This window comes from Companilactobacillus crustorum JCM 15951 (genome assembly GCF_001434585.1).
GTDB classification, from domain to species: domain Bacteria; phylum Bacillota; class Bacilli; order Lactobacillales; family Lactobacillaceae; genus Companilactobacillus; species Companilactobacillus crustorum.
In genome coordinates this window covers 1-16703 of record NZ_AZDB01000042.1, presented here as the reverse complement: position 1 = coordinate 16703, position 16703 = coordinate 1, and the positions used below count along the sequence as shown (strand labels likewise).

The following is a 16703-nucleotide window of genomic DNA, read 5'->3' as shown; positions in this document are numbered from 1 at the left end:
TACTTTCCAACACCAAAAATTCTAGACCCCTAAATTTGCGATCTACCACGTATGTTTAAATCAAATTTATTTTAAATATACCTTGTACAGTGAAGTTTATTGATTGTGTGATTTATGATAAAAGATTAATCTTTTATCATAAATCACACAATCAGTAATACATAAGTTAAGCTCAATCTTATTTACGTTTGGCAAGGCCTTCACGAATAATTTTTTCTAAGACATCAACAATTTTTTCGTCATTCTCAAAAGCGATGCGTTTAACTTCTTTATATGTGCTCATGCGAAGTTGAACGGTTTTAGTTCTTTCTGTTTCGAATTGGTATGGACTTTTTAGATTTTTAAGTTGTTCAGATGCCTTTTTACTAACTTTGTTTAAAAAATCTTCTGCCATGATAAATTACTCCTCTAACTGTTGAATTCTAAGTATTTGTTCATTAAGAACCATTTGGTACATTTGGATTGCTCTTTTATCCCAATGGTCTTTATTCCGTATTCCTTCATTAGCAAACGTTTTAACCCGTTCTTGAGTTCTAATTGAGTTTGAAAAGACCCCTTCGCCAAAAAAGTCTTTTGCTTGTGCAGAAATTTCAGTATCAACTTTTGCACGTGGCTTCATTAAGTACAATATGACACCAACTAACTGAAAACTTCCATTGTATTGTTCACGTAGTTCACCTAAATGCGTAGCTGTTTTTAAAGAACTTGTATATGACTGCTTTTGAGTTTGTAAGACAATTGAGATGAAATCTGAAGCCATGATTGCGTTATTAGTAAAGACATTTATTGTTGGTGGTACGTCAATAAAAATATAATCGTAATTTTGTTTTAACTTTGAAAGCATTTGTGGTAATAGAATATTACGTTTAACCCGACTAACTTTTTCTACAGCACCAATCCATAAAGACAATGTCCAATCTGTAGGAATCATATCAATTTGGTTTGTAACAGACACAATAGATTTAGACAAATTCCCTCCAAGAAGGCCCTCATATAATGAAAGTTCCGGCTTTAAATCGGCCTTATAAGTCTCCTTCATAATTTCAGTTGCATTTCCCTGGGGATCGAAATCTATAAGTAGTACTTTTTTCCCCTCTTGACCCAATAAATAGGTTTCCATTACAGTCAAGGTGGTCTTACCAACGCCACCTTTAAAGTTGAAGTTTAATAGTGTTTTCCCATTCATAGTAGCACCTACCTTTACATAAATATTTTACCACGATTTATGATTAATCACAAATTTTATGTGATTTATGATTAATCATAAATCACATCCATAAAACCATTTACTTAACCTTTGCAGAATGATATGCTTTGTTCATAAACAAAAAATCCCAATCCACTCGGGATTGGGATTTTTGCAGTATTGACAAGTAGCTATCTTGCAGCTACCTAGTCCAAGCAATTTTCACCGCCAAGTTAAAATTGCTTGAAAAAATTGTAATCTTGTTTATGTGCTAATTATACCGCAAGCAAGCCTTAAGGGCAAGCAAAGGTAAACTAATTAAAACGAAGATAAGACCAATGGACTAAGTAGCTTGTAATAACTACTTAGTCCATTTTTAGTTCTTAAAAATTAAAAAAGTTGCCGACTGGGCAACTCACAAACAGACACATGCTGGTGAAACTACAAAGCCGATCACGACCAATGTTCGCTTTGTAATTCAGTTAGAGCATATCAGATTTGTATTTTAAAGCAAATCAAATGTTTTAGCAACTCTCTTTTGAGACAGCGTGTGTCAGTCAAGAAAGGGAGTTTTTATTATGACAAAATCAACAGATTTCAATTACTATGACGCCAATAGCGTATATGGATCCTTGTTTTTCCAGTTCCCTAAGGTATTAATGTATGGCGAGCAATACAAACATTTAAGTGATGCCGCTAAGCTAGCTTACATGGTACTAAAAGACCGGCTAGAGTATTCTTTACGCAATCACTGGATTGATGAGGAAGGGCACGTCTACTTTATTTTTACCAATCAAGAACTTAAAGATTTATTCGACTGCTCAAATGATAAGTTAGCAGCCGTGAAAAAAGACTTGGAACGTGCAGGACTACTTTATCAAAAAGCCATGCATTTCAATCCCAAAACTGGCAAAAACGAACCCAATCGACTTTACCTGGCCGAACTAGATATGCAGTCAACTGACGTCTATTTACGCGGTGAATATGCTCAAAAAGAGCCGCAAACCCTTGCTACGAGCGAAAATCCGAAAATCGGACGTTCGCGGGAGACCGTTGGAACCCTTGCTACGAGCGAAAATCCGAAAATCGGACATTCGCGAAAGTTCGTTGACAACACCCCGCAAACCCTTGCTACGAGCGAAAATCCGAAAATCGGACACGATCTAGATAAAGAACTTAAAGAAAGAGATACTAATAGATACAATATAGATACTCAAAAGTTGGACTTTTCCACAGCCAATTTCTCACCAGCAGAAATTCAAAAGCAAAACCAGGATTTGGTGAACCATGCTAATGACTTCTTAACTGATGAAGACAGTGGCTTACCGGTTTTCTTAGAACCTGAAGCCGTGCAATTACTAAGTTTCTGGTGCCGCACTCCGCAACAAATGCGGCGCTTCATTGGCATTATCTTAAATGCTAAGTACCGAGTTGAAAAGGATCATCAGGATATTGGCGTCATAATCTCGCTTTATGACGAAGAACTAAAACCTTTGATGACTAAAGCCTTAAGACGATACTTTAACGCCCTAAGAAGTAATGAGAAGCATATCAAGAATGTTGAGAACTACCTGTACGGCACCATGCAAAACCTATTTGGTGTTTGGTGGAACCAACAAGCAGCTAGAGAATATGCGGCCAAACACCCTAAAGAACAAAATATTGATAACGAGCGTTCTTGAAATTAAACGTCATATTAGCTCGTTTAAGCCGCTTTAAGTGCTACATGCATAATTATATTAAAATCACTTTAAAATCGCTTAGAAGCAAGAATAGGCACCTTTAGTGGCTAAATTGGCGATGACTGAACTAAGGGAATGTGAAAGGAGCTTTTTAAATGACCAAATCCAGCAAAGAAGTCGAAACAATTGATCAATTGTTGGCTGACCCATGGGCAGTCGATATTCAAGACATTTGGGAGCAAGCAGCTCATAATCCAGATCCTGATAAACGCAAGCTGTTTGACGCGTTACACACTTACCTCTTAGATAAGCGCCAAGAGCAAATTATCAACGAAAAGCATTTTGTGATTTAACATGGACAGGTCAAATAATCAGTGACTGAAATAGAAAGGAGGCACAAAATATGGCTAAAACTCGAACATATATGGACAAGTATAAATTCACAGTTGCAGAAAACCATCGGTTTGCCCGAGCAAACTTTACCAAGTTAGTGCATACTAATGCTCGTTTTGAAGGCGTTAATACCACTTTGCCACAAACACAAACTATTATGGACGGTATGAGCGTAGCAGGAGTACCTGTTGAAGATGTTTTGACGATTATTAATTTAAAGCGTGGGTGGCAATACATCACTGCTCAAAATTCCCCTTTAACGTTAACCATGGAAAAACAAATCAACAAGATTGTGGCAGCGGAAGACGCCTTAGTACCGGGAGAATTACGGCAAGGGAAAGGAGGAGTTGATTTAGGTAGTGAAGACTTTTTTGAACCACCTTTAATTAACGAAAAACAAGAACAATCCTTTTTACAAAAAATCTTGGCTGATCCACGAACGACGATTACTGATAAAGCATTGACTGTCATGTATCATAATATGCGCCAACAAATCTTTTGGGACGGAAACAAAAGGACGGCAACTTTAAGTGCCAATAAAATTATGATTGACGGTGGTGCAGGCTTAATCAATGTGCCGTTAGATAAGTGGGATCAATGGAACGAACTAATTGCCAATTATTATCAGACTAATGACATGACTAAAATTAAACATTGGACATATGATAATGGTATTCAAGGATTACAAATTCGAGCAAACAAAAAATTAAGTGCTAATGAATTAAACCAGATGTACAAGCAACTAAAAAAAAACGGATAAATTAGAACTTAAATTAGTTGAAGACGAGATTAGTAAAAGAACCCAAAACCATCTCAAAGACTTTGCTAAAAACAATCTAGAAGTTAAGCCAAAAAATAATCCTGAAAATAAAAACGATCGGCCTAGTTATTAGGTTGATCGTTTTTTAATTTATCCGATTTATGGGCATTAACGTAATCGGCAAATATTTTTAAAAGCTCTTCGGTTTGTTCAACCGAGAGATTATCAGCTTGAAAGTATTTTTCTAGCAAAGCCCCTTTTTGAATTAATCGGCGAGAACGGGCTTTGCGGGCTTGCCGATTTTCGTAGTATTTAGATTGCCGTAATTTAAAATCTTCTCGCTCAATTTTTTGTTTTAAACGCGCTTGTTGCTCAACTAGTTTTTCATATTGATTAGGCATAGTCATTACCACCTAACTATTATCGGTTATTTTGAGCTTGATTTAAAAAGGCGGCAATTTTTTTAGCAATCATTTTAATCTGTGGAGTGGTAAGTGTCCCATAATCCAAATTGGCTGATCTAATGATTTGCTTACCAAGATTTTGTTCAATTTTATTTTTTTCAGCTTTAATCTTTTGATTAAGCTGTTTTAATTTGGCTTCTTGTTTTTCTAAGTTACTTTGAGACATAATGATCCCTCCAATCGTATTAAAAATAATCACCGACACTATATCATACAGAGAACGTTAAATCAAAGGATAGAAGTTGAAATAGCGAAGCGGAAGGCATACACTATAAGTAAATTTATGGGAATCAGCAGGACGAGTGAAACGAGGCCAATGCGCACTTACACATAGAATGAATTCTATGTTGTGCTAACCCCAAAATCCTGTATTAGAAGTCGCCGACGGCGACAACAAAGCCAAGCCCATAGAATCAAAGTAAAGAGGTGACTTACATGGCGATTTTTCATATGAGTTTTAGTAATATTAGTGCTGGTAAAGGACGCAGTGCTATTGCCAGTGCCGCTTATCGAAGTGGTGAAAAATTATTTAATAATCAAGAAGGCCGCCACTATTTTTATGCCCGCTCGGTTATGCCAGAAAGCTTTATTTTAACTCCCGAAAATGCACCAGAATGGGCCAGTAATCGAGAACAATTATGGAATGAAGTTGAAAAGAACGATCGTAAATCAAACTCACGGTATGCAAAAGAATTTAACGTGGCTTTACCGGTAGAATTAAGTGAATCCGAACAGAAAGAATTACTGACAAAATATGTGCAAGAAAATTTTGTCGATCAAGGTATGGTAGCTGACGTAGCAATTCATCGCGATCACTCAGACAATCCGCACGCACATGTGATGTTAACCAATCGCCCATTTAACCCCGATGGTAGTTGGGGATTAAAAGCAAAGACGCAGTACATTAAAGATGAAAATGGCAAGCAACTTTTAACCAAAAGCGGGTTTCCAAAACAAAGAAAAATTTGGTTGGTTGATTGGGATAAAAAGGAAAAAATTAATGAGTGGCGAAAAAATTGGGCGTTGAGTGTTAATCAGTTCTTAGCACAAAAAAATATTCCGGATCGGATTAGTGAAAAATCGTTTGTCGATCAAGGGATTCAAGAGACACCTACCCAACACGAAGGCATTAACAGCCAAAGAAAAAATCGAAAAGCATTTAATCAACAAGTTAGAGCGCAAAGAAACGCTCAAGCTAAATATCATAATCTTGACGAAAAGATAAGAAATCATGAACATTTTGACGCGTTAACTGACGAGCTATCGTTCTCTGAAAAACACACAATTAGTCATCTAAGTCAGCAATTGAAAACCTATGTCGATTTAGAACATTTAGACGATAAACAGCGCATGCTATTTAATTGGAAGAACAGCTTATTAATCAAACACGCGGTTGGTGAAGATGTAACTAAACAACTGCTGACTATTGACCAGCAAACGACATCACTAGCACAAGCTAACCAGTTGTTAAATAAAGTGGTGGAACGAGCAACGAAAAAGCTTTATCCGGAACTTAATTTTGAACAGACAACCGCAGCTGAACGACGGGAACTGATTAAAGAAACTAATAGTGAACAAACGATTTTCAAAGGCAGTGAATTAAACGAACGTTTAATGAATATTCGAAACGACTTATTAACCCAGCAATTATTGACGTTTACCAAGCGGCCATATACCAGCTGGCAGTTAGTTAATCAGCAAACCCAGACGATTGAGAAGCAATTAACCACGGTACTAGCCAAACATGGTCACCAGTTAGACGATTTGAAGCCTACTGATCGGGGCATGCTAGCCGTTTATGAACCTAACGAACTCGAATTCATTTCTAAAGCGGTCAAAGATTTACGGGTCATGCGGGAAGTTAAAGCCGTGGTGCAAACCCAATATGACAGCATTCTAACGACTGCTTTTCCGGACAGTGACCTCGATAAGCTAGAGACGATTGACAAGGAGCAAATCTATACCGCTGTGGTTTACTATGATCCAGAATTAAAGCCATTAAGCGCCAATGATCTTAGTCAATTGCAACAGCAGCCACCGGTAGTCTTTACTAGTCAGCAACACCAAGACGGTTTAAATTACCTGTTAGGTAAAATGGAATTAAAAGATATTCAGGATCATCGACTGCAACGGGTCTTAAAACATGATGGCACCCGGCAACTGTTTATTGGCGAATGTGGCCAAGATCCTAAGTTGGATCACCAACAAATTGAAATGGTACAAACCCGTTTGAAACAACAGGCAATGCGGTTTGATCAATATAAGCAAGCTCAAGTTAAGGACTATCAGGCCATTAACTACCACCCAACTAGCCCGAAAAATTACCTGATGAATATTTTGGACGAAGCCTTAATGACCATTTTATATGCGAAAAATACGGACTATCTAAGAAAACAGCAACTACGCGGTTTAAAAGAGACCGAGTGGGCAATGACGAAAAAGCAACGGCAACACCAAACCCGGAACCGGCATGAAGATGGGGGTATGCACTTGTAATCAAAATGTAAAGATAAATGAACACATATGTGTTCAATGGGTGCTATATTTGCCATTAAAAGTACGCAACCTAGATGCGGATTATCAGGTGTGATAATAATGCCTACATGAGTTTTGATGGTTAAAACATTCAGAAAACTATATTTAGGGCACCGAATTGTTGCTGCGCTAATTGTTGAATTCCAATGGCTCAGTCAAAAGTGTAGTTTGATAAGCTTGTCAGTGAAAAGGTAGCTCGGTCGAATTATGATTACGTCGTAGTGACGACGATTCAGACTAAGTTATTTCATGGAAAAAGATTTTCTGGGCACACTATTTAAATTGGTGTGATTTTTTTATTTTGCACCCGACTTGAACTAGCATCACTAATATCATAAGCCTAAATTAGGAAATTATACGGATTCAACGATGATTGGGGGCATTTTATGAAATTCTTTACGGCACACACCACTACCGCAAGTAAAATCGTGACGCTGATTTATATATTTTATCGGTTAATTGTCATTTTTATGTTAGGCAATAGCATTTATATGCAAGAATGGTCACACGTCGCTTTATTAGTGCTGACATTAATTTTGTTTATGCTACCATATTTAATTGAAACTTATCTGCATATTAATATACCTAGTTTGCTAGAATTGATTGTAATCAGTTTTATTTTTAGCTCAACAGTGTTAGGTGAACTAAATGACTTTTATGGTCATATTCCAGTCTGGGACACAGCGTTACACGCACTAAGTGGGTTTTTGGCTGCTGGCGTAGGTTTTTCGCTGATTTATTTGTTGAATGAAAATATAACGATTCTGAAATTAACACCGCTATTTATTGCGGTGACCACGTTTTGTTTTTCAATGACGGTCGGGGTTGCTTGGGAATTTGTCGAATTTTCAGCGGATCGTTGGTTGAATATGGATATGCAAAAGGATCGCATTGTGCGCCAAATCAATAGCGTGGATCTAGGCCAACGTAACAATAAAGTGGTCCAGCTGAAAGATATTCAACGAACGACGATTGAAAGTGAAACTGCTGATGGCAAAAAAGTGACTACTGTTATCCATAACGGCTATCTCGATGTTGGCGTGATCGATACTATGAAAGATCTATTCGTTAATTTTATTGGTGCGTTATTTTTCAGTATTTTTGGCTATTTATATATCGATCATGAACATAAACGATTTCAGTTTATTCGTAATTTTATTCCGACCAAACGGAAATGAATTTTCCAGTAAATAATAAGATAGAGGGTACGCGTGGTGCTAGTTCGTCACAAAATTAAAAAATCCTAAATTATAGACGCGTGTGAACATATTGGCCTGATTGGAGAAGCCATAACAAGCACGTTTGAGCTCCTTGATCTTACGGTTGATGCCCTCTATCGGTCCGTTAGAGTAGGACGATTTGGCGGCGTTAATTACTCCATTAAGATTCTTTCGTAGGGTATGCATGGCCGTATCTAGGGGCGTGCCGTTAGGCTGATAGTTAGTGATGATATTCTTGAGTTCATCAGCGTAAGTTAGCTAAGCTTAAGGAACTTAAACAGGGCTATTTACAGAAATTGTTCCCCAAAAATGGCAGCAAGTTCCCGCAATTAAGATTTGCAGGGTTTGCTGACGCTTGGGAACAGCGAAAGGCAGCCGAGATTTTCAAATCTATCTCTGACAAGAATCACCCAGAACTGTCAGTGTTGTCCGCTTCTCAGAAGTTAGGGATGATTCATCGTGATGATATTGGTATTGATATTAAATATGACAAGAAAAGTATTGCAGGTTACAAACGTGTTGAACCTGGTCAATTCGTCATTCACCTCCGTTCATTTCAAGGTGGCTTCGCCTATGCAAACGTTGAAGGTATAACATCACCAGCCTATACAGTTCTTGATTTTGTCGACAAAAATGAGAATGATCCGTTATTTTGGCGTATCGTTTTGACAAGTACTGACTTCATAAAACGTCTTGAAACTGTCACCTATGGTATTCGAGATGGACGGAGCATTAGTTTTGCTGATTTTTCAACCTTGAAATTCAATGTACCAACTTTTGAAGAACAAAGGACGATAGGCAAGTTTTTCAAGAAAATTGATTTGACAATCACCCTTCATCAGCGTAAGCTTGAAAAACTCCAAGAACTAAAAAAAGGGTATCTACAAAAGATGTTTTGCTGATCAATTCTGAGTAATTGATCAGTTAACTTAGGGCAATTTTTGAAATCAAAAAATTGATGGAGGGTAAATGATGGTGAATTCTAAATCAAAAAAGAAGACCTTAACAGCGTTGAGTAACAAAGGGCTGGGAGTATTTGGTGAGGTATTAAATACTTTGCACTCTGTAGCAGACACCGTTAATAAAGTCACTCCTAAGATTGTTGACGAGGGAGTGAAGGTGATTGACTCTCACCTAGAAAAACATAAAGACGATTTTAAAATGCCTGGCTTATCTCAAATAAGTGTTGCTGAAGCCAAGCGGATATTGGCACTTTATCCAATTAACTTTTCTCTAGTCCTAGTTACACCTGATATTAAGCTTGCACAGCAGCGCCCTAATGTTATTATCAAAACTTCCCCCAAGGAGAATACAAAAGTTACTCCTGGATCATTTATTCGTGTCTTTTACGCAGATGATAATGTGATTGCGATAAGCAGGCAGCTAGCAGATGATCAAGCATCAAAAAAACAGGGCATGAGAAGCAGAACGCGGGTGGATAATCAAGATCGCATAATCCCTGTTATGAAAGGAATAAAATTAGTTTCGTCTGGAGTGAACACCTTCGCTGGAAAGCTTACTTTTAATAAAAAGATCAAAAATTCTTTGAGTAAAGAGCCACTTGATCCATCTGATCCGGTAATTACTCAAGAGACTAAAAAAACTCGAACCAGTAGTTAAGTTTTACAATGCAGTTAGTATTCTGATTACTATAGATTAAAAGTGAAGAAAATCGATAAATAGAGTCATAGTCTTTTAAATTCGTAAGGGTGTAACCTAACGGATCGGCCAGAAACATCTTCAGATGAGGCCTAAAATCTAATTCAAATAAGTGACCCGAAACGATTTCTAAGATCGTTTCGGGTATTTTTATGGGTAGTCGTGTGTAGCCATTGCTATAATTGACATCAGATTGCACGAGATGAGGACAGCTATATGGGCAAAACGATCAGAGAACTCGCGGAAGAATTGAATCTATCTAAATCTGGTATTCGCAAATATTTAAAAGCATAAAAATTTGGGCTGATGGTTTATTAAAATTCTATCTATCCTCACATGAAGAAGCTAACATAAATATTAAGACTTATTCTCTGGTATACTGAACCTGAATAATAATTGCTAAAATCAGTACAGGCATTAAAAGATCTTATTAATTATAGTTATACTTAATTAATATTGTTAGAACACCTATTGTGAAAACACTAAAGACACTACCTGCAATGCCCAAACCGCTTAAGCCTACAGTGGCCACGACATATCCTCCAATTGCAGATCCGGTAGCAACTCCAACATTTGAAAAAATTGAATTAAAAGAAGAAGCTAAAACCAATGATTGGGGATAATTTTGTTGGGCAATATCCATGTAATACAATTGCATGGGTGAGTTAGAAATAGACATTGTTAAAGCCATTATGAGAATGGCACTGATTTTTAGCCATGTTAAATTTCCACTTATGAATATAAGAAAGATACTAATAGCTTGAAGAATAAAAAATTTTTTTAAATTGCTTTTCCATTTCATGCTTGCTATACGCCCACTCACTTGGTTGCTTACCAATCCACATAGTCCGTACAAAAATAGAACAATTATGACATTATTGTGGGAGAAACTTAACTCTTTAATTAATATTGGCTTCAAATAGGTATAAATGATATAAATGGCACTAAAATTAAAGACCGGGACCAGAATACCCCAGATGATTCTTTTGTCTTTTAAGATAGCTAACTGTTTGAATATATTATGTGTTCCATTTTGTGTTAAATTATGAGGTAGCAAATAGAAAACTACGATAGTAATAAAGACTGAGGCAAAAAAAATTGTCCAAAAAGTTAATCGCCAGTTAAGGTTATCACTTATCCAAGTACCTAAAGGTACGCCAAAAACTGAAGCGATACTGAAGCCTGAGAACACCCAAGATATTAGCCAAGCTTTTTTTCTCTGAGGAGCAATTGCAGCTGCAAAGGTAACAGCAGTCGACATCAGAGGCCCAGATGATAGGGCTGTTATAATTCTACTCATAAGTAGTACATTAAAATTACTAGCTATAGCTGTCAATAAGTTTCCAAATGAAAAAATCAGCATAAAAAAGAGCATAACTTTATGCAAAGCGATACTACCAATAAATAAGTTAATTATTGGTGTTGCAACTGCATAAACGATTGCAAATATGGTTACGAGTGCCCCAATGTGTGCGATAGAAACTCTAAAATCTGTTGATAAATTATTTATAATTCCTATTATAATAAATTGACTCAAACCCATTGTGAACGTTAGAAATGTTAATAATATGCATTGAAGGTTGATTTTCTTTTTCATATGACCACCTTATTAAGAGATACACTAAAAAAGTTATATAAAAAGCCAATTTTTTGATTAACATCAAATGAAAAATGTTATCAAAAAGTTGGCTTTTTCCTACCGATTATGTGCAATTAAATCATGTAACTGTTTAAAATCAGGGATAAGATCATAAGCGTGAGTTTTGGCTTCCATGACCGCGTTTATTTGTTGTTTAATCCTTTCGGTATCTTCCTCATCGGTATAACTAACCCAGTTGATATACTCTAGCCAATCAAAGTAAGCGTGCTTACCTTTCCCATAACTGTTTCCCATTAGTAAACAAGGTGTTCCAGTTAAAACTGAGAATACCATTGCGTGCCATCGATCAGTAATAATTAACTTTTGACCTGAAAATAGGCTTAATTCTTTTCTGAATAATTTTTCACGGGTATCAGGTGTAATAGTTTTAACCGTATCTAAAACAGTATCCGTAAATTCAATAGGTTGGTAGGCTCTCAGCAAAGCCTTCATGTTTTGGATAACCTTATCTTTGACGACTTTTTCAGCGTCCCGTCTGAGAACAAATAGTGACCCTTGACGCTTCAATTTTGGGAATTTCTTATATTGCATATATAAAACCATATCAGGAGTAAAAATGACTTTATTGTTGAAAGTAGTCTGCATTCTATGGTAACTCTGTGCATCTCGAGCTACTAGAACTAAATTGGGGTTTTTTTGGTAAGCCTCTTGACTTAACTTTTGTTCATAAAGTCCAGCTTCATTGTCTTCAAAATGAATAGACTGTGGGAATGAGATGGTTAGGTTATCAGTAAAAGTTGAAAATACTTTTCGGCGTGCTCGCTCGTGATTAAGATAAAGATTTCCCATGTTTCCACCACCAGTAAAGGCAACAATATCTTGTTTAGTTATACATTGCTTAACAACTGGAATAGCCGCATCATCATCTTCCTCTACTATTTCAATATATTGGTAATCTGGAAACTCAGCTTCAATATATTTTCGTTCGGCTAATGATATTGCCTGGTCACCAAGATTGGTATAGCTAGGAACACCAAACATAAAAAATTTTGGCTGATTATTTTTAGGCAATTCGTGTACAACGTTATTAGGATTGATATAAAAGTTAGCCATATTATTTTCCTCCTTCTAATTTTATTTGCTGGAACTTTCCTGATAGGATTTTTCCATTTTCTCTTGATTAATAACAGTCAAGGAAAGAAATAAACTGAACCCATTTGTTATTGCAAATACAAAAAAGACAGTGGCTGTTCCTAAAGCATTAATTAGCAATGGGTAAACTAAGCTAATTGAAAAATTAGTGATCCATGTGGTTGCCGTAGCAATTGACATAAATCTAGCTTTGACACTATTAGGGAACATTTCTGACATAATCAACCAAGTAACAGGGCTAACAATACCTTGATGGTTCGCTAGAAATAGGACAAGCATTGCTAGAACCAAAGTATTTGTAACTACCTGTGGCAGCATGTTTGCGTGCATGATAACCCCTAACAATGCTAAAAAGATAATATTACCCATTAACCCAATTTTTAACATTTTCAGATGGTTGTGATTGGCAATCATTCTGGTTCCAAAGATACTAGCGATGAAAGATGTTAAGCCGATTAGTATATTCGCATACAAAGAACCCCGTTCTCCCATACCAACCTTTTCTAACAAGATAGTGCCATAATACATAACTGTATTAATACCCGATACTTGTTGAATCAAGGCAATAACGATTCCAATCAAGAGTAAGTAGACTAATCGTTTATTCGAAAAGATTTGGTTCCAAGTGAGCTTTGTCTCTGTTTTGATATTCTTTTTACGCCCATCAATGTTCCTGTTAGCAGTTTGTTTTTTGAATCCTAGTCGATAAGCTAAATTACGTGCTCTTTTTAAATGCCCTCTTTGTACTAACCAGTCAGGACTCACAGCAATATTGAATGAATTAATCCATAAGATAATAGAGGGGACACATGCCATTAAAACCATAACGCGCCAAATTGGATCCCAGTTACCCCATAGACTGCCTAAAAGGGCATTCATAATAAACGCTACTAGTTGTCCTAAAACGATAAAAATTGCATTCTTATTGACGTTGCTAGCACGAACTTCTTTTGGGGATATTTCTGCAAGATACATTGGAGAAAGACTTGAGGCAGCACCAACAGCTAGTCCCAGGATAAATCTAAATGTGGTCATAAAGATATAATTGAGTGATAATGCGCAACATACAGTTGCCAGTGTAAAGATAACTGCAACCCAACGAATTGTAACCTTTCTGCCATATTTATCAGCATATTTTCCACATAGGAATGCACCAAGGCAAGCCCCTAAGACTAAAGAGCTTGACACGATTCCCTGACGGGAAGGAGTTAGATTTAATTGGCTAGTCTTGCTCATAAAAGCCAAAGCTCCATTGATAACACCAGTATCATACCCAAATAGGAATCCTCCCAAAGATATGACGTAAACACTGTAATTTAATAATCCATATTTTCTTTCACTTCTATTTTGCATAGCCAATTCGTCCACTTCTTTCAGCTTGTTAATAATTAGAGTGGCTTTACATGAAATTAAAGTAAAACATTTATAAAAAAAAGCCAATTACTACAGTAATTGACCAGCCAATAACAACCATGGATTCATTTAAAAGATTGTTAAAAAGTTTAACATATAGGGAAAAATTTATCTTGTGATACGACTTAAAAAGAAAGAAACTACTGCTACAACAACTATTGCGCCTATAATTGACGGAATAATGGCCATACCAGCTATATTTGGCCCCCAACTGCCTAAAATAGCTTCACCAATGGATGAGCCAACTAAGCCAGCGATAATATTGCTAATCCAGCCCATAGCTGCGCCCCGATTAGTGATGGCACCAGCAATTGCGCCGATAACAGCACCAATAATTAAAACCCATAACCAATGCATAAAATTCACTTCCCCTTCTTTGAACAAACGTTCTATAATGATTACAAGGATAAATATACCCTTATCAAGGGTGTGATGCAAGGAAACCGCACTATCAAAGCTGTTGAACAAATTCACAATATTTCCTGTGCATGCTATTTATTTCATAAATGTTTCAATAATAAAATAGGTATGTAAAACAATTATTTGTGTTTCATATCTCCGATCAAGTGGAGTGTCCATTAACCAATTTTTGAGATTGCTAGTGTTGGGTTGACTGGGTGTCAACTTATATTATTAGCTACACCAATATGTATTTTCGGATAGATCAGTTAACTTAGCATTAATCATTTTTTCTTAAATAAAATAAAAAAGTGGGTAAATGAAAAATGATCATGATGTATACACAGTCAGGGTGTCATTCTTGTATGACATCTTGTTTCTTCTTTTGTCCTCCTGCTTGTGCCACAGGTAATCCTTCTGAATCCAGCGTAAGGTTCATTGACTCTCGCAAACTATACTTCTCCTCTGAAATGTAATACCAGGCAACCGCAATTTGAAAAACTGGTCCATCTGATTGAACCCAATGACACATTGATCGTCACAAAGTTAGATCGTTTTGCTCGTAATACTAGAGAAGCATTGAACTTAATTGATGACTTATTGAAAGAAAAAATAATGATTAAGGTTTTAAATTTAGGAACGATAGATAACACCCCAATTGGGCGTATGATTGTCAGAACTTTGCTATCGGTTGCGGAGATGGAGCGTGATATGATTATCGAGCGTACGCAAGCCGGTAAAATATTTGCAAGGCAACACAATCCCAACTATAAGGAGGGTAGACCCAAAAGAAAAAAAGATAGCCGGAATATGGCTATCTTTGAATATTCTAACTCTCATACTGTGAAGGAAGCCGCTGAAGCTTTTAATATTTCTCCGCGCACAGTGCAATACATTAAAAAGCTATTTAGATAAATAACAAATACCACTGTCTATTTATATTACAATTCCTGACAAAAGCTATTAAATTATTGAAGGGAATCAGCCTTTTAAAAAGTCAACAAAGCAATTCTGCTTTAAATCATATTAGGGTATCACAAATACTTTACAAATATTTTTTGCGTCGCAACCAAAACCAGCAAATTAGGCTTAGTATAACAGAGATAATCAGCACAGCAAAAAAACCGTAAGAAGATTTTTCAAACGGGACATCAACATTGATTCCCCAAAAACCAAAAATAATCGCTGGAATAGTCAAAACGATTGATATCTCTGTTAGAGTTTTCATAATCATGTTAAGCTGATAAGAAATCATATTGTTTATCATATCTTCCAAATCATCCAAATATTGGCTGTAACCTAAAATAATTCTATCCATTGTGTCGCTTGTATCGTATATCTCATCAATTGTTTTTTTGAGGGTAAAATCAATACCATTAATAGTTGTGAAATTTTTTTTAATGAAATCCAGCGCTTTGTGATTAGCGCCATAGGTTGTTGACAAAGCTATCATGTATTTTTGAAGAGTCAATAAATGACCAAACGTTGGTCTGAGTGGACCGGACGTTGATATTTCTGAGTCTAAATCATCAATTTTTTCCTTGACTCCACGAAGGTTGTTAAGCATCACATGGAAATCTTTTTGCATGATCTTTAAAAGTACTTCCTCCGTGAAATTATTGACATCACGTAAAACCATATTGGATAAGAGTTCGGGAATGAATTTTAATTTTTGTTTTGTAAAAATTATCAACTTATTTTTAAATACCAAGAAAACAACAGATGTCGTCAGATTATCTAGATGCCCACCTTCATGTACCTCGGGAAACAAAAAACTTACGAGCAAACTTTTTTCATCGTTCTGATCTACCATCGTGTCATATGCAACTCGATCATCAAACGTTAGTATATTGCCTATTTTAAGGTTATATTTATGTTCAAAAGATTCGATATATTCTCGTTCGTCACCATAAACATAAACAACAGAAGAATTTTTGATATTTGATTCTGACGAAACTAATAATGTATCTTTTGTTAAAGAATAAGTTTTCAGCATTGTAATCCTCCTGCTTTATATTTTTCTCAAAAATAAATGCGTAATTGTTGTGAAATAAATACGTTATCAGTTTTAAAAACATTTTATCTTATGTATGATAACCTGCCAAAAATTTTATCTCACACATTATCTAGACAATCTTGTCTCCGGCTTCTAATGTATTATCTATTTTATAATGGCTCTTTGTCAACCGCTGTTGATGAGAAATCTTTATGAGAAAATGGTAGATTGTAAAATTAATCCG

Annotated in this window: 17 protein-coding genes and 3 pseudogenes; 9 read left to right on the top strand and 11 right to left on the bottom strand. The window is 36.1% G+C overall.

Translation table 11 applies throughout. The annotated features are described in order from the left end of the window. Positions 1-178: 178 nt before the first annotated feature. Both FD26_RS09520 and FD26_RS09515 read right to left on the bottom strand, forming a co-directional pair. Positions 179-394, bottom strand: a complete 216-nt coding sequence (locus FD26_RS09520; protein ID WP_003649837.1) for a hypothetical protein — start codon at positions 392-394, stop codon at positions 179-181. Positions 395-400: 6 nt separating this feature from the next. Beyond that, positions 401-1186 carry a ParA family protein gene (locus FD26_RS09515; RefSeq protein ID WP_057868197.1) on the bottom strand — a complete coding sequence of 262 codons (786 nt, stop codon included), beginning with the start codon at positions 1184-1186 and terminating at the stop codon, positions 401-403. A gap of 578 nt (positions 1187-1764) precedes the next feature. Between FD26_RS09515 and FD26_RS09510 the strand changes: the two genes are divergently transcribed. From FD26_RS09510 to FD26_RS09500, 3 genes are all read left to right on the top strand, one after another. After that, complete coding sequence (locus FD26_RS09510) at positions 1765-2868, top strand: replication initiator protein A (protein ID WP_057868196.1); 1104 nt, start codon at positions 1765-1767, stop codon at positions 2866-2868. Positions 2869-3023: 155 nt separating this feature from the next. Next, positions 3024-3221: a hypothetical protein gene (locus tag FD26_RS09505; RefSeq protein ID WP_057868195.1), complete on the top strand. Its 198-nt coding sequence runs from the start codon at positions 3024-3026 to the stop codon at positions 3219-3221. A gap of 50 nt (positions 3222-3271) precedes the next feature. After that, a complete protein-coding gene (locus FD26_RS09500) occupies positions 3272-4021 on the top strand; it encodes a Fic family protein (RefSeq protein WP_057868194.1) in 750 nt (249 codons plus the stop codon). Between the two features lie 122 nt (positions 4022-4143). Here FD26_RS09500 and FD26_RS09495 read toward each other — a convergent pair whose 3' ends face one another. Both FD26_RS09495 and FD26_RS09490 read right to left on the bottom strand, forming a co-directional pair. Further along, complete coding sequence (locus FD26_RS09495; RefSeq protein WP_057868193.1) at positions 4144-4422, bottom strand: hypothetical protein; 279 nt, start codon at positions 4420-4422, stop codon at positions 4144-4146. Between the two features lie 19 nt (positions 4423-4441). Next, positions 4442-4651 carry a hypothetical protein gene (locus tag FD26_RS09490; RefSeq protein ID WP_057868192.1) on the bottom strand — a complete coding sequence of 70 codons (210 nt, stop codon included), beginning with the start codon at positions 4649-4651 and terminating at the stop codon, positions 4442-4444. A 269-nt stretch (positions 4652-4920) separates the two neighbouring features. On the opposite strand from FD26_RS09490, the gene mobQ reads away from it, so the two are divergent. Both mobQ and FD26_RS09480 read left to right on the top strand, forming a co-directional pair. Continuing rightward, on the top strand, positions 4921-6981 hold the full coding sequence (gene mobQ / locus FD26_RS09485; protein WP_057868191.1) for a MobQ family relaxase: 2061 nt from the start codon (positions 4921-4923) through the stop codon (positions 6979-6981). 425 nt (positions 6982-7406) lie between these two features. Continuing rightward, a complete protein-coding gene (locus FD26_RS09480; protein WP_057868190.1) occupies positions 7407-8198 on the top strand; it encodes a DUF2238 domain-containing protein in 792 nt (263 codons plus the stop codon). A 39-nt stretch (positions 8199-8237) separates the two neighbouring features. On the opposite strand, the pseudogene FD26_RS10920 reads toward FD26_RS09480, so the two are convergent. After that, positions 8238-8492 (bottom strand): annotated as a pseudogene (locus FD26_RS10920) (transposase); the annotation flags it as partial. Between FD26_RS10920 and FD26_RS09475 the strand changes: the two are divergent. From FD26_RS09475 to FD26_RS11090, 3 genes and pseudogenes are all read left to right on the top strand, one after another. Further along, positions 8480-9142: pseudogene (locus FD26_RS09475) on the top strand (restriction endonuclease subunit S); the annotation flags it as partial. The pseudogenes FD26_RS10920 and FD26_RS09475 sit on opposite strands and share 13 nt — an antisense overlap. 70 nt (positions 9143-9212) lie before the next feature. Continuing rightward, on the top strand, positions 9213-9860 hold the full coding sequence (locus FD26_RS09470) for a PASTA domain-containing protein (RefSeq protein ID WP_016372004.1): 648 nt from the start codon (positions 9213-9215) through the stop codon (positions 9858-9860). Between the two features lie 255 nt (positions 9861-10115). After that, a complete protein-coding gene (locus FD26_RS11090) occupies positions 10116-10193 on the top strand; it encodes a winged helix-turn-helix transcriptional regulator (RefSeq protein ID WP_235525350.1) in 78 nt (25 codons plus the stop codon). A 136-nt stretch (positions 10194-10329) separates the two neighbouring features. Here the strand turns inward: FD26_RS11090 and FD26_RS09465 are convergent, their stop codons facing one another. The 5 genes from FD26_RS09465 to FD26_RS11330 all read right to left on the bottom strand — a co-directional run bounded on the left by FD26_RS09465 (position 10330) and on the right by FD26_RS11330 (position 14995). After that, positions 10330-11496: an MFS transporter gene (locus tag FD26_RS09465; RefSeq protein WP_057868189.1), complete on the bottom strand. Its 1167-nt coding sequence runs from the start codon at positions 11494-11496 to the stop codon at positions 10330-10332. Between the two features lie 99 nt (positions 11497-11595). Next, on the bottom strand, positions 11596-12612 hold the full coding sequence (locus FD26_RS09460) for a polysaccharide pyruvyl transferase family protein (RefSeq protein WP_057868188.1): 1017 nt from the start codon (positions 12610-12612) through the stop codon (positions 11596-11598). Positions 12613-12633: 21 nt separating this feature from the next. Further along, positions 12634-14004 carry a sugar porter family MFS transporter gene (locus FD26_RS09455; RefSeq protein ID WP_057868187.1) on the bottom strand — a complete coding sequence of 457 codons (1371 nt, stop codon included), beginning with the start codon at positions 14002-14004 and terminating at the stop codon, positions 12634-12636. Positions 14005-14172: 168 nt separating this feature from the next. Beyond that, entirely contained in the window at positions 14173-14421 is a 249-nt protein-coding gene (locus FD26_RS09450; protein WP_057868186.1) for a GlsB/YeaQ/YmgE family stress response membrane protein, read from the bottom strand. A 397-nt stretch (positions 14422-14818) separates the two neighbouring features. Then, a complete protein-coding gene (locus tag FD26_RS11330; protein ID WP_235525351.1) occupies positions 14819-14995 on the bottom strand; it encodes a hypothetical protein in 177 nt (58 codons plus the stop codon). Here FD26_RS11330 and FD26_RS09445 point away from each other — a divergent pair. Beyond that, a pseudogene (locus FD26_RS09445) lies at positions 14941-15378 on the top strand (recombinase family protein); the annotation flags it as partial. The gene FD26_RS11330 and the pseudogene FD26_RS09445 sit on opposite strands and share 55 nt — an antisense overlap. A gap of 130 nt (positions 15379-15508) precedes the next feature. Here the strand turns inward: FD26_RS09445 and FD26_RS09440 are convergent. Continuing rightward, the gene (locus FD26_RS09440; RefSeq protein ID WP_057868185.1) at positions 15509-16459 is read right to left on the bottom strand and encodes a magnesium transporter CorA family protein; all 951 of its coding nucleotides are present in this window, start codon (positions 16457-16459) and stop codon (positions 15509-15511) included. Positions 16460-16703 lie beyond the last annotated feature (244 nt).

What these genes read in the sequence shown, in the direction of transcription:
- FD26_RS11090 (WP_235525350.1), top strand. Translation starts at nt 10,116, where the DNA reads ATGGGCAAAACGATCAGAGAACTCGCGGAAGAATTGAATCTATCTAAA.
- FD26_RS09510 (WP_057868196.1), top strand. Translation starts at nt 1,765, where the DNA reads ATGACAAAATCAACAGATTTCAATTACTATGACGCCAATAGCGTATAT.
- FD26_RS09500 (WP_057868194.1), top strand. Translation starts at nt 3,272, where the DNA reads ATGGCTAAAACTCGAACATATATGGACAAGTATAAATTCACAGTTGCA.
- FD26_RS09495 (WP_057868193.1), bottom strand. Translation starts at nt 4,422, where the DNA reads ATGCCTAATCAATATGAAAAACTAGTTGAGCAACAAGCGCGTTTAAAA.
- FD26_RS09465 (WP_057868189.1), bottom strand. Translation starts at nt 11,496, where the DNA reads ATGAAAAAGAAAATCAACCTTCAATGCATATTATTAACATTTCTAACG.
- FD26_RS09520 (WP_003649837.1), bottom strand. Translation starts at nt 394, where the DNA reads ATGGCAGAAGATTTTTTAAACAAAGTTAGTAAAAAGGCATCTGAACAA.
- FD26_RS11330 (WP_235525351.1), bottom strand. Translation starts at nt 14,995, where the DNA reads ATGTGTCATTGGGTTCAATCAGATGGACCAGTTTTTCAAATTGCGGTT.
- FD26_RS09440 (WP_057868185.1), bottom strand. Translation starts at nt 16,459, where the DNA reads ATGCTGAAAACTTATTCTTTAACAAAAGATACATTATTAGTTTCGTCA.
- FD26_RS09470 (WP_016372004.1), top strand. Translation starts at nt 9,213, where the DNA reads ATGGTGAATTCTAAATCAAAAAAGAAGACCTTAACAGCGTTGAGTAAC.
- FD26_RS09505 (WP_057868195.1), top strand. Translation starts at nt 3,024, where the DNA reads ATGACCAAATCCAGCAAAGAAGTCGAAACAATTGATCAATTGTTGGCT.
- FD26_RS09480 (WP_057868190.1), top strand. Translation starts at nt 7,407, where the DNA reads ATGAAATTCTTTACGGCACACACCACTACCGCAAGTAAAATCGTGACG.
- FD26_RS09515 (WP_057868197.1), bottom strand. Translation starts at nt 1,186, where the DNA reads ATGAATGGGAAAACACTATTAAACTTCAACTTTAAAGGTGGCGTTGGT.
- FD26_RS09450 (WP_057868186.1), bottom strand. Translation starts at nt 14,421, where the DNA reads ATGCATTGGTTATGGGTTTTAATTATTGGTGCTGTTATCGGCGCAATT.
- FD26_RS09455 (WP_057868187.1), bottom strand. Translation starts at nt 14,004, where the DNA reads ATGCAAAATAGAAGTGAAAGAAAATATGGATTATTAAATTACAGTGTT.
- FD26_RS09460 (WP_057868188.1), bottom strand. Translation starts at nt 12,612, where the DNA reads ATGGCTAACTTTTATATCAATCCTAATAACGTTGTACACGAATTGCCT.
- mobQ (WP_057868191.1), top strand. Translation starts at nt 4,921, where the DNA reads ATGGCGATTTTTCATATGAGTTTTAGTAATATTAGTGCTGGTAAAGGA.
- FD26_RS09490 (WP_057868192.1), bottom strand. Translation starts at nt 4,651, where the DNA reads ATGTCTCAAAGTAACTTAGAAAAACAAGAAGCCAAATTAAAACAGCTT.